A 12,440-nucleotide genomic window follows, 5' to 3' on the forward strand; every position below is an offset into this window, starting at 1 on the left:
AATTTCACCTCACATTAAATTTTTTGATTGCAGGAATAATACGTTTATAAAGATGTGCACTGAGCAAACAAAGTAAAATATCTCCCGGAACAGCTAAGATAAAGCAATATAGAAATAGTGGCCATAATCCAATTGGAGTATTAATTACATAATTGCAAATTATATAGTAATAAATCATACCTATTCCATAAACAATAGCTAGTCCAATAAAATTGCCACTTAAAATTCCAGTAAAAGTAGGATTTGATTTCTTATTAACAATCTTCCCTGTAACATAACTTGCAATATAAAATCCAATTAAATACCCAAAGCTCGGTTTAAATATATAACCAATTCCTCCTCCTTCAGAAAAAATCGGTAATCCTATAAGCCCAAGCAAAATATACATTAAAACGCTGTAAGCTCCCATTTTCCCTCCAAGTATGAGGCCTGCCATAGTAGTAAATAAAAATTGTAGTGTAAAAGGCAATACTGGTATCGGAACCTTAATAAATGCCCCTAATGTAATTAATGCTGTAAAAATTGCACAAAAGATTAATTGATGTGTTGATATTTTTCTATTATTTTGTATTATGTCTATTTTTTGATTTTCCATTGTTCCACACCTCCAAAATCCAATATATACCTTTTAGTTTACATTGTCAACCTTGTTTTATTTTCAGGTTAACAATATGAACTACGATATTTATTGCCTATTATAAATGAATTAATTAAGTTTATATGAGAAAAAAATAGTCATCAAAATAATAAAACTCCATACTGAATTACTAAATCTTTAAGGATTTTATAACTCAATATGAAGCATTATTGTGTTTTAATATTTCTTTTTTAATAATTTTTCTTTATATTAAACTCCCACTAGTTATTTCAATACAATACTTTTTAATTACTTAGTAGTATCACCTTTTGCATTTTGATCTGCCGCTTGTCTAACTGCTATTTTTGAAATGGTTTCTTTATCTTTATCTGAGTATGTAATTAAAAGTGTATCTCCAACTTTAATATCACTAACTGTAAGTGCTTTAGCATCTGAGTTTTGTTTTCCTCTGCTCATTGCAGTTATTTCTATTCCGTCACCAACTGTAATATCTTTAGTTTCACCTGTATATTCTACTTTCCTGTTACCTTGTTTCGTAGGTGGCTGTCCGTCTTTATTGTTATCTTGTGGTGGGGCTTTTTGATCTCCACTTTTATTTGTATGTTCTTGATTTCCTCCTTGAGGCATTTCAGGTGCCTTAATAAGCTTTAAGGTTATTTTATTTCCATCTATACTTGAAACTTCGCCTTGTAAATCTGCTGCCTGAAAATTCTTTTGAGGCGCTTTTCCATTGTCAGTGGAAGCATTTTGAGTACTTTCAGTTGTTTGAATGGTTTGAGCAGCTCCAGCACTAGTTTTACTGCATCCAACCATTAAAGTAGCTGTAATCACTACTCCAGTTAGAGCACAAATTATTCGTTTCATTCCAATTCCTCCATTACAATATATTATGTAAGCTTGTTGATAATTTAATGATACAATCGGAATATAACAGTTTTATCACAACTTTATTACAAATATATGAATATAAATGGAGCTGCCTCGTTTTAAAACATCTTTTTAAATTTCCTTTAAAAACCTCTTGACTTAGAGTTAACTTTAACACTTATACTTATATTAACAAAATAATGTAAAGCTTTAAGGAGGCACTATAATGAATTTTAATTATTTTATACCAACAAAAATACTTTTCGGTGCAGGAAAGTTAAACGAACTGCATAAACATCCTCTTCCTGGAAAAAAAGCATTAATTGTCACAACTGCTGGTACTTCAGTAAAAAAATTTGGTTACTTAGACCGCTTGAAAGAACAACTTGATTTAGCAGGTATTTCATATATTCTTTTTGATAAAATCCTTCCAAATCCTATTAAAGATCATGTAATGGAAGGTGCTGCCCTTGCCAAAGAAAATGACATTGATTTTGTTATTGGCCTTGGTGGCGGAAGCAGTATAGATTCTGCAAAGGCAATTGCTGTTATGGCTTCTAACGAAGGAGACTACTGGGATTATATTTCAGGAGGTACTGGAAAAGGACTACCTGTTCCAAATGATCCACTTCCTATAGTAGCTATTACAACAACTGCTGGTACTGGTACAGAAGCAGATCCATGGACAGTTACAACTAAAACAGAAACTAATGAGAAAATTGGTTTTGGTTATGATAAAACATTCCCAGTTCTATCTGTAGTTGATCCTGAATTAATGGTTTCAGTTCCTAAAAACCTAACTGCTTATCAAGGTTTTGATGCTCTTTTCCATAGTACTGAAGGTTATCTAAATACTACTTCATATGTAATGAGCGATATGTTTGCATTGAAATCAATAGAACTTATTGGAAAGAGTCTGGCTGAGGCAGTACAGAATGGAAGCAATCTAAATGCCCGTGGTGATATTGCTTTAGCAAATACTTTAGCTGGTATGGTAGAATCTACATCTGGATGTATTTCAGAACATAGTCTTGCACATGCAATCAGTGCCTTCCATCCAAAATTTGAGCATGGTGCAGCATTAATATCCATTAGCGCAGCTTATTATGCCCATTTTGCTAAAAGTGGTACTTGTGATGAACGGATGATTCAGATGGCTAAGGCATTAGGTAAAGAAGATGCCTCTTCCCCTATGGATTTTGTTACTACATTAGTAGAACTTCAAAAAGCTTGCGATGTAGATCAAATCAAAATGAGTGATTATGGAATGAAATATGATGAATTACACAAATATGTTGAAAATTCAAGAAACAATATGGGTGCTTTATTCCAATTTGATCCAGATGCTTTAACTGATGAAGATGTATTAAAGATATTCCAAGATTCATTTAGATAAAATTAGAGGCCACAAATTTGTGGTCTCTAATTTTATTGTAATTGAATTAAATTTTTTTGAGGCAAATGGCACAATAACCATGACTGATGGAATAAATTAATTGTTACTCTATACCCATTTTATATCAATAGTTTAGATATAATTCAACATATCAGTAGCAAGTGTTAATTTTGATATAATGAAACTATAAATACATATGTACATGGAGATTATAATTATGAGAATTCTTTTTATAGCACCTTATTTAGGTTTAAAAGAACTAGCCCAGTCAATTTTAGATGAATATTCTGATATACATATAGATGTATATCAAGGAAATTATGAACAAGGACCAAAACTATTAAAAAAACTTAATGCTGATGAAAAATACGATGCAATTATAACAAGAGGTGGAACTGTTGAAACATGCAGGAAGGTTACAACAACGCCTATTATTGAAATTTATATAAATGCTTTTGATATACTTAGAATTTTAAAATTATCTGAAGGTTATGATGGCAAGAAAATATTTTTAGCTTATCCAAGCATTGTTAATTCATTTAAGCAGTTAAGTGAACTTATGGGATATTATATAGAATCACAATGTTATTTTGAACATAAAAATATAAGTAGTATAATTGAAAATCTAAAAGAAGAAAACTATGAACTTATAATTGGAGATAACATGGTATATGAGACGGCACAAAAACTAGGAATTAACAGCATATTGCTTACCAGCGGAATAGAAAGTTTAAGAAGTGCTATTGATGAAGCTATTAGATTATGCAATGCTCTTTCTAGAGATAAAAAACAAATTATTGAATCTAATCTTTATATAGAAGATCAGAAAATAAATGAAGACAATATAGATAAGTTTGTGAGAATTTTCAATGCTAATGAAATATCTCCAAGCTTTATAGATACAGTATTTCCAAAGACAATTTCATCTCAAATATCAGCGCTTAGTGATACATCTCTTCCGACCATTATAACTGGCGAAGATGGAATGTGTAAAAGTGATGTTGGCTATTTATGCTTCTGCTATGGTCCTCAAAAAAGAAAAAGTTTAGTTTGTATTAGCTGCTTCTCAGTTCCTGAAAACTATAACTATGATTTATTAGAGAATACTATAATAAAGCATCTCTGGAATGAAGGCGGAACTTTATTTTTAGAAGATATAGACCAATTATGTATAGAGGGGCAAAAGCAAATAATTAATATCTTAAAAAAATTAACTAAAAACTGTAATGTTAAAATAATTGCCTCTTCTGAATTGCCTGTAGAAATCTGTGTAAGTAGCGGAAAACTTCTAAGGCAGCTTCGCTCAATTTTAGACGAAGTAAGAATAGAACTAATGCCACTTAAGTATTATACAAATGAAATTAATAATATGATAAGCATGTATCTTGCAAAATTGGATGTAAGATGTGCAAGTCAGGTTGTTGGAATCAACAAAGGTGGAATAAATTTATTATCTGATTATGATTGGCCAGAAAATATTCGACAATTCATGAGAGTAATAAATCAATTAGCACTAACATGTAATGGTTCATATATTGCCCAAACTGGAGTTAAAGTTGCTCTAAAAAAAGAACATGATAATCATAAATACGCTATCTTAGTACCTATTGATCTAAGTGGAAGCTTAAAAGAAATTGAGACTCGTATTATAAAACATATAATGGCAGAAGAAGGAATGAATCAAGTAAAAGTAGAAAAGAGATTAGAAATTGGACATAGCACATTATGGAGAAAATTAAAATGATTTCATAATGAAACAAATTTGATATTTCACTTATTGATGATGCACTAATCGCTTTAGTATAATAACTGAGGAAAGAATACTAAGGAAGTGAAATATATGATTAAAGATATGACAAAAGGAAACATACCAAAGCATCTGATTGGTTTTTCTATACCTTTAGTGGTAGGAAATCTGCTTCAATTAACTTATAATGCAGTAGATTCTATAGTTGTAGGAAGATTTTCAGGAACAGATGCATTAGCAGCAGTTGGAGCAGCTAACCCTGTAATGAATATTGCAATTTTAGGAATAACAGGCATATGCATTGGTGCATCAGTGCTCATGAGTGAATTTTTTGGTGCCGGAAAGCATGAAGAATTAAAAAAAGAAATATCAACCACTTTAATATTTGGATGTTTTTTTTCTTTATTAATCGTAGTGCTTGGTTTAATTTTTTCAAAAGGAATACTAAGACTTCTTGGAGTGCCAAATGAAATTCTTGATTCTTCAGCCCTTTATCTTAGAATTATCTTTGTTGCAATGCCTTTTACATATTTGTATAACGCGGTATCAGCAGCTATGAGAAGTGTTGGTGATTCCAAAACTCCAATAAGATTTTTAGCAATTGCATCTATTTTAAATGGCTGCCTTGACTTTATCTTTATAGGTGGTTTTAATATGGGGGTGCTTGGAGCTGGGCTTGCAACAGCTATTGCAGAAGCATGTTCTGCAGTTTTCTGCATAATTTATATATATATAAAGGTTCCATTGTTAAGATTGACTAGAAGTGATATTAGAATTGACATGAATCTTTTAAAGAAGACACTTCAACATGGTTCTATAACAGCCTTGCAGCAGTCTTGTCAGCCAATCGGAAAATTATTAATACAAAGTTTTATTAATCCACTAGGTATTGCAGCTATTGCCGCATTTAATGCTGTAAACAGAGTTGATGACTTTGCATTTACACCTCAACAAAGTATATCCAGCGGAATAATGACATTTGTTGCTCAAAATCGCGGTGCTAATAATAAAAGACGTATTAAGGATGGATTTAGAATTGGATTATTTGTAGAGTTCTGCTATTGGATATTAATTTGTATAGTTATTTTATTTTTAAAAGAACCTATTATGAAATTGTTTGTTTCTTCTGAAGATACAAGTATGATTAATTTAGGAGTCCATTATTTAGGACTTATGGCTTTCTTCTATATACTTCCATCCTTCACAAATGGAATACAAGGCTTCTTTAGAGGTATGGGAAATATGAAAATCACATTAATTTCTACATTGATTCAAATATCATTTAGAACATTATTTGTATATTTATTGGTTCATCGTATAGGAATGGTCAGTGTTGCTTACGCAAGTCTTATAGGCTGGATCCTTATGTTAGCTTATGAAGTACCGTATTATTTCGCCTACAAAAGAAAAAATGATATATTAAAAGATTCAAATAAGTTTGAGGCAAAAATGCAATTGCAAGAATAAGACATCACTTGACGCTGAAACTAATAAAGCGGTTGTATCAGATTGAGTTTTGATACAACCCCTAAAACTTCATATTATAGTCTTTCTCTAAATTCTGTAATCCATTTATTAAACATGCCTGTTCCCAAATTGTATGCGTCCATTGTTTCATAATTCCTATATTTATACTCCAATGAGCAAATAATTAATCCTATTAACCTAGATTAGCATAAACTCGTTTAAAATACTCTTCTAACGCCTCTTTTCCTAATTTTGGATTGAAATTCAAATCTTTTTTTGAGGTAGTAATATCATAATATCTATTTATTCCACCATAATATAATTCTACCTGACTTCTAAGAATTAGTGGCTGAGTATTATTTTGTTTAGCTTCTAGTTCAAGTTTTTCAGCTAATAACAATAGCTGCTCTTTAGCATATTTTTGTGGTATCTCCAGATCAGGAACAAACTTCTTTGCAATTTTAATAATATCATCTGAAGTTACAGGTTCTTCATTAGCTAAAATATATCTTGTCCCTCTTACTCCTTTTTCAGCTGCGACAATCATACCTTCTATAACATCAATTACATCTATCGGAGTCATTTCTGTTACATAATTAATTTTCATCTTACCTGAAAGAATACTATCAAAACCAAGCATTGTTGGAGTTTTCTTTAAAAATTCTCCACCAATCATTGCACCTGGTAGGACACTGACCATATCTAAATCATATTTTTTTGCTAGTTCCCAAGCCCTTTTTTCTGAACGTGCTTTTGAATCAAAGTAGGCATTACCATGGCTATCTTTAAGCCACGTAGTTTCATCAATTTTACCTTTTGAATTCACCTTATTAAGAGACAATGCAGCTACAGAACTTACATATATAATTTTCCTTACCTTTGCCTCCTTGGCTGCTTCCATTATATTTTCAGTTCCCAAAATATTAGGAACAATTATATCTTTTTCGGTATCCTTGGCCCAATGTTTAAATACAGCTGCAACTTGATATAATGTATCAACTCCATCAAGTGCCCTAATTAATGATTCTTTATCCATTAAATCAGCATAAACTACTTCGCAGTCAAGACCTTCAAATGGCTTTTTATCATTCAAATCACGTACGCTGGCTCTAACCTTTTCATCTCTTTTTAATAATTCTCTTACCAAATTGTTACCTAGATGTCCATTTGCACCTGTTACTAAAGAAATTTTCTTCATAATTAAATCCTCCTAAATAGATTAATATAGAAACTATCTTAATACTAATTTGAAAATTACTAATTGTAATTGACATATGTTAATTGCAATAAAAAACAAGCACTAACTTCAATCTTTTATAATATTGATAGCCACATTAATAACATAAAAAAAAACACCAAATAATTTTATTTGATGTTTAATAAATACATTTATTCTATTTTCATACCTCTCTTAATTCTACTAAGAGAACTTGCTCTAACTCCAATATAAGAAGCAATATATGCTTGATTTATCCTACTTTCTAAAGAAGAATGCTCTTTTGTAAATTCTATATATCTGTCTAATGCATTTTTGATAAGTAACGCCTTTTCTCGGTTTAGAGTATTAACAAGAATTTTCTTGATATAATTATCGAATATAACCTTCATTTGATTGCTTTTTTTCATTCCTTGTTTTATTGAATCATAAGGAATAATGACGCAAATGCAGTCTTCTAAACTTTCTATACTAAAGCTAGATTCTCCACTCCTTAATAATCCTTCAGCGCAGGCAAATTCTGTTTCACAAGCAAAGCATTTTGTTACATCGTTACCTGCATCATCTATATAATATCCCCTCACAATTCCTTTATGAATATAATACAGTGAGGTTGGCATTTCCCCTTGTCGAAGAATAATTGTGCCTTTTGGTACCATCTTTATAATTGCTGTAGAATTAAATAATTTTTTTAAACCTTCTTCTAATTCTAACTTAAATCCAACATCAATATAATCACTAGGCTTAGAAAGCATAATGCATTCCCCCTCTAAACTTAAAAGGTATATAACCAATCCATAATTCAGAATTATACCATAAAAAGTAAGATTATAATAAAGAATACAAAAAATTTTACCCACTACAAATAATTACCTAAACAAAGTTTTATATTTAGGTAGTTTAAGTATATAACTCTCATTTTAGATGCCTGTAATATTATTTCCCATGAATAAATAAAATGTTTTATACTTAGAAACCTTATTTGTCGTAAAGTTCGCAGCATCAATCGTGGACATATTACTAAAGCATTATTTTAAGTTTATTTGCATATTGAATTGCCTCAGGATAAAAACATTTAAAGTCATTTTGAAGTCCTTCATAATTATTAATTAGTTCATCTATAGGATTTACTAAGGGGTGCCTGGTATTAGAAAATCTTTTAGAAATCCTATCCACTGCTACCTGTATTCCACTTATATCTCTATAGGAAAGAAGCCAGTTTTCTTCTATCATAAAAGGCATTCTTCTCGTCAGTTTATCTGGCAAGCAATAAGAATACTTTTTGAGTATCTTATAAAAATTATCAGCATATTCTTCTAAGGATACTGAAGAATAATCACTCCAATTCTTAGCTAAAAAATGATCATAAAATATATCAATTAGTACCCCTGCAAGGCGTCTATTAGCGCTAGAAATTCTTTCTCTACTATTTGCGAAATTTGGATGGGAATCCGTAAAAGTATCAAGCTTCTTATGCATTAGAATCCCCTGCTTTATGGAATATTCAAATTCATCTTCTAAAGATTTACTCACAAAATCCCCTAGAAAATTTCCTAACATATTTTCTTCGCTATTATCTGAAAGATGTATATGAGCTAAATAATTCATTGTTTCTCCTTTCAAATCCTACTATAATGAGCAAACCTCTATATGTTAACTCACTATTCTTCTTCATGTACATTTTTATGATCTACCAAGCCTTAGTCAATGATCATAATATCGATACACTTTGTTTATTATTATTTTATCCCTATTATACCATTAGTTTATTATATGATTCACCACAACACCGCTATTAGAGCTTTTTATTTTCTCATAAGCTTCATTAACTCATTAACATAACATAAGTGTATTTCCTTTTAGAAAATATAAATTGCATAAGGCCGGTACCTTGGGCGAAGACTATTAGCATTAGATAATTCTTTTAAGTTAAAAAAGTAAATACAAATTCCCATAAATAAATTAATGAGAAATAGAAAGATAGGAGGTGAGAAATAATGTTTTTAAAAGTAGAAAATTTGAAGAAAAGTTATAACACAGGTGATGTAACCACAACGGTTTTAAAGGGTGCAGGTATAAGTTTAGAAAAGAGAGAAATAGGAGTAATACTTGGACCTTCTGGTTCTGGGAAATCAACACTTCTTAACATTATTGGAGGAATTGACAGATGCGACTCAGGTATAGTTTTAGTTGGTGATATGGATATCACTAAACTAAATGACAATAAGCTTACTGATTACAGACGAGAAAATATCGGCTTCATATTTCAGTTTTACAATCTAATCCCTAATCTTACAGTAGGTGAAAATATAGAAGTTGTTTCAAATATAAGTAAATCACCACTTAACATTGATGAGGTACTAAAAGCCGTAAATATGTTTGATAAAAAGCATAGATTTCCAAGGGAACTAAGTGGTGGTGAGCAGCAAAGAGTGTCTATTGCACGAGCTATAGTCAAAAATCCAACTCTTTTGTTATGCGACGAACCAACAGGTGCTCTTGATTTCTCAACTTCAAGGGAAATTTTAAAGCTTCTTCAAAAAGTAAACGAAGAATTTGGCACAACCATACTTATGATAACCCATAACACTGCAATTAGTGCTATGGCTAATAAAGTTTATAGGGTTAGAAGTGGTGAAATTGTAGAGAGCATAGTTAATAGTATAGCCGTACCTGCAGAAAGGATTGAGTGGTAATGATTATTAATAAAAAAATCAAGCGAACCATGCTGGAAAACAGATCACAATATATTGGTTCATTAGTACTTATTATTTTTAGCTGTCTACTTTTCACAATGTTTAACTTGGTTTCAAAGAATCTTACACAATTATCTTCTTCCTTTGAAAAAGACTATAAGCAAGAAGATGTAAACTTCACGACTACTCCAAGAATAAGTAATATTGAAACCTTGGAAGCAAAATTTAATATGAATATAGAGGAAACAAAGTCATTTGACTACTTGATTTCAGAAGATAAGACCCTAAGGATATTCAGTGAAAATAAAAAGGTTAATATACCAGCAATAATTAAAGGAAATGATCTAAGCAGAGGTGGCATCCTCATAGATCCCTCCTATGGAAAAGCTAACAAATTAAATATTGGAGATAACATTAAAATTGATGGTGAGAACTTTATATTATCCGGCTTTATGTCCCTTCCTAATTATATCTATCCCTTAAAAAGCGAATCAGATATAATGAATGATCCAAACAGTTTTGGAATAGCTGTTATAAGTAAAGAGGATTTCAATAGTTTAAATATAGGCAATGTTTCTTATTCAATAAAATTTAATCGCGATAGAAATAATATAGATGATAAGATATCAGAATTTAAGGATTATCTAAAAAGTGAGAATATTACTCTTCTCAGCTGGATGAATATAAGTGACAACCCAAGAGTTACGTATTTTACAGCAAAACTTTCTGGCATTGATAAAATGAGTTCTTCCATGCCTATAGCCGTACTTCTTTTAACCTGCATATTAACTGGAATAGTTATGTATCGAATGTTAAAGAGAGAAGCTGTTATTATAGGAACTCTTTATGCACTAGGCTATAGAAAAAAAGAGATTATGAAGCACTATCTTCTATATCCCATTGTTATTTCACTTGTAGGCGGTATTCTAGGAACTTTGCTTGGATTATTAACCTTAATACCTATGATGAACTATTATGTATCATACTTCAATATCCCTGTAGGTTCTTTAAGCTATGATATAAGCTATATTATAATAAGTATTTTATTGCCAATATTCTTCTTAGTAATCTGCAGCTATTTTGTAGTCAATAAATCCCTCAAAAGCTCACCAATGCATCTAATGAGAGGCGGCACCGAGAAGAATAAAGTTGGTTTCATAGAAAGAAAAGTAAATCTTGAAAGATTCAATTTTGATACCAAATTTAAAATGCGTGAGCTCCTAAGAAGCATACCTAGAAGCATATTCCTGTTACTTGGTATAGTTATGTCAACAATGCTGCTGCTCATGGGCTTTGCCTCTAAGAGCTCAATGGATTCCTTACTTAAAGAATCTTTTAACGAATCCTTTAAGTATAATTATCATTATGTATTTAACTCTCTCCAAAATGGCACGCCTGAAAAAGGAGAACCCTTTTTGGAAATACCATTTTCAATGAAATACGATGATAATATTACTTTTACAGTGTACGGTGTAAATCCAGACTCTAAATATATTTCCTTTAAGGATAAATCCGGTAATATACTAAAACCTAGCAGCATCATAATTACAAGATCTTTAGCTGATAAATTAAATATAACGCCAAAAGATACTCTAAAAGTTATCAATAGATTAGATTCAAAAGAATACAGCATAACAGTTGACAGCATTGCAGAAACATTTGTAGGTCAGTATGTTTATATGCCTCTAGATACCCTAAATGATATGCTTGGTTTCCATTCTGGAAGCTATATTGGATTATGGAGTACAGAAAAAATAGCCATTCCAGAAAATAAGCTATTAACAGTTGTAACAGTTGATGATATGAAAAAAGCCTTTGATACAATGACAAAACCGCTTCAAGCAATAATAGGAAGTATAGCTTTCATGTCATTTATAATTGGGCTTATTGTAATATATGTTGTTACTTCTCTAACTATAGAGGAGAATAAAGATAATATTTCTCTTTTAAAGGTTCTAGGTTATAGAAAGAAAGAGATTTACTCACTAATTTTAAATAGTTCCAGATTTATAGTAGTGCTTGGCTACATATTAGGAGTACCTCTCCTACTCGGTTCCTTAACTGCACTTTTTAAATCAATGACAAAAGAAATGAGTATATCTTTCCCTGTAACTATTGATTATATCTATGTTTTAATTGGTTTTATCATAATATACTTAACATTTGAATTATCAAAACTATTGAGCAGAAAAAAGATAAACAGAATTTCAATGGCTGAAGCATTAAAGTCTAGAGTAGAATAAAAAAATGTTATTTAATAATATAAAGAAATTCCAATTTAAATTCAAAATAATCTCACAAATTATTTAAGGCAATATCTCTTAAGATTGGATTTTTACCCTACACAACACATTTATATATGCAACACACTCAACTCCAGATAATATAAATAAATTTATTGATCTTTCCATATTCTAAATAATCTAATAAAAAAGATGCCTAAGAACAAATTG

At 30.6% G+C, this 12,440-nt stretch carries 10 protein-coding genes; 5 read left to right on the plus strand and 5 right to left on the minus strand.

What is annotated here, in order from left to right; all coding sequences use genetic code 11:
- Positions 1–4 precede the first annotated feature (4 nt).
- Both CLCHR_RS02975 and CLCHR_RS02980 read right to left on the minus strand, forming a co-directional pair.
- Positions 5–595 carry a biotin transporter BioY gene (locus tag CLCHR_RS02975; RefSeq protein WP_079438199.1) on the minus strand — a complete coding sequence of 197 codons (591 nt, stop codon included), beginning with the start codon at positions 593–595 and terminating at the stop codon, positions 5–7.
- Between the two features lie 291 nt (positions 596–886).
- Positions 887–1,462, minus strand: coding sequence for a hypothetical protein (locus CLCHR_RS02980; RefSeq protein ID WP_079438200.1), 576 nt, complete (start codon positions 1,460–1,462; stop codon positions 887–889).
- A gap of 229 nt (positions 1,463–1,691) precedes the next feature.
- Here CLCHR_RS02980 and CLCHR_RS02985 point away from each other — a divergent pair, with 229 nt between their 5' ends.
- The 3 genes from CLCHR_RS02985 (at position 1,692) to CLCHR_RS02995 (ending at position 6,075) form a co-directional block, all read left to right on the plus strand.
- On the plus strand, positions 1,692–2,861 hold the full coding sequence (locus tag CLCHR_RS02985; RefSeq protein WP_079438201.1) for an iron-containing alcohol dehydrogenase: 1,170 nt from the start codon (positions 1,692–1,694) through the stop codon (positions 2,859–2,861).
- 217 nt (positions 2,862–3,078) lie between these two features.
- Positions 3,079–4,605 carry a sigma-54-dependent transcriptional regulator gene (locus tag CLCHR_RS02990; protein ID WP_079438202.1) on the plus strand — a complete coding sequence of 509 codons (1,527 nt, stop codon included), beginning with the start codon at positions 3,079–3,081 and terminating at the stop codon, positions 4,603–4,605.
- 96 nt (positions 4,606–4,701) lie between these two features.
- Positions 4,702–6,075: an MATE family efflux transporter gene (locus CLCHR_RS02995; RefSeq protein ID WP_079438203.1), complete on the plus strand. Its 1,374-nt coding sequence runs from the start codon at positions 4,702–4,704 to the stop codon at positions 6,073–6,075.
- A 193-nt stretch (positions 6,076–6,268) separates the two neighbouring features.
- Here the strand turns inward: CLCHR_RS02995 and CLCHR_RS03000 are convergent, their stop codons facing one another.
- From CLCHR_RS03000 to CLCHR_RS03010, 3 genes are all read right to left on the minus strand, one after another.
- On the minus strand, positions 6,269–7,273 hold the full coding sequence (locus CLCHR_RS03000; RefSeq protein WP_079438204.1) for an NAD-dependent epimerase/dehydratase family protein: 1,005 nt from the start codon (positions 7,271–7,273) through the stop codon (positions 6,269–6,271).
- A gap of 191 nt (positions 7,274–7,464) precedes the next feature.
- Positions 7,465–8,046, minus strand: coding sequence for a Crp/Fnr family transcriptional regulator (locus CLCHR_RS03005; protein WP_079438205.1), 582 nt, complete (start codon positions 8,044–8,046; stop codon positions 7,465–7,467).
- A gap of 265 nt (positions 8,047–8,311) precedes the next feature.
- Positions 8,312–8,899 (minus strand): acyl carrier protein phosphodiesterase, encoded by a 588-nt coding sequence (locus CLCHR_RS03010; protein WP_079438206.1) that lies wholly within the window; start codon positions 8,897–8,899, stop codon positions 8,312–8,314.
- Between the two features lie 389 nt (positions 8,900–9,288).
- Between CLCHR_RS03010 and CLCHR_RS03015 the strand changes: the two genes are divergently transcribed.
- Both CLCHR_RS03015 and CLCHR_RS03020 read left to right on the plus strand, forming a co-directional pair.
- A complete protein-coding gene (locus tag CLCHR_RS03015; RefSeq protein WP_079438207.1) occupies positions 9,289–9,987 on the plus strand; it encodes an ABC transporter ATP-binding protein in 699 nt (232 codons plus the stop codon).
- On the plus strand, positions 9,987–12,230 hold the full coding sequence (locus tag CLCHR_RS03020) for an ABC transporter permease (RefSeq protein ID WP_079438208.1): 2,244 nt from the start codon (positions 9,987–9,989) through the stop codon (positions 12,228–12,230). Before CLCHR_RS03015 ends, CLCHR_RS03020 begins: the two co-directional genes overlap by 1 nt.
- Positions 12,231–12,440 lie beyond the last annotated feature (210 nt).

Source organism: Clostridium chromiireducens (assembly GCF_002029255.1).
GTDB lineage: Bacteria > Bacillota > Clostridia > Clostridiales > Clostridiaceae > Clostridium > Clostridium chromiireducens.

Bases quoted from the DNA above. Each gene is read 5' to 3' on its own strand.
- CLCHR_RS02985 (WP_079438201.1), top strand. From the start codon at position 1,692: ATGAATTTTAATTATTTTATACCAACAAAAATACTTTTCGGTGCAGGA.
- CLCHR_RS03020 (WP_079438208.1), top strand. From the start codon at position 9,987: ATGATTATTAATAAAAAAATCAAGCGAACCATGCTGGAAAACAGATCA.
- CLCHR_RS02990 (WP_079438202.1), top strand. From the start codon at position 3,079: ATGAGAATTCTTTTTATAGCACCTTATTTAGGTTTAAAAGAACTAGCC.
- CLCHR_RS02975 (WP_079438199.1), bottom strand. From the start codon at position 595: ATGGAAAATCAAAAAATAGACATAATACAAAATAATAGAAAAATATCA.
- CLCHR_RS03010 (WP_079438206.1), bottom strand. From the start codon at position 8,899: ATGAATTATTTAGCTCATATACATCTTTCAGATAATAGCGAAGAAAAT.
- CLCHR_RS02995 (WP_079438203.1), top strand. From the start codon at position 4,702: ATGATTAAAGATATGACAAAAGGAAACATACCAAAGCATCTGATTGGT.
- CLCHR_RS03005 (WP_079438205.1), bottom strand. From the start codon at position 8,046: ATGCTTTCTAAGCCTAGTGATTATATTGATGTTGGATTTAAGTTAGAA.
- CLCHR_RS03015 (WP_079438207.1), top strand. From the start codon at position 9,289: ATGTTTTTAAAAGTAGAAAATTTGAAGAAAAGTTATAACACAGGTGAT.
- CLCHR_RS03000 (WP_079438204.1), bottom strand. From the start codon at position 7,273: ATGAAGAAAATTTCTTTAGTAACAGGTGCAAATGGACATCTAGGTAAC.
- CLCHR_RS02980 (WP_079438200.1), bottom strand. From the start codon at position 1,462: ATGAAACGAATAATTTGTGCTCTAACTGGAGTAGTGATTACAGCTACT.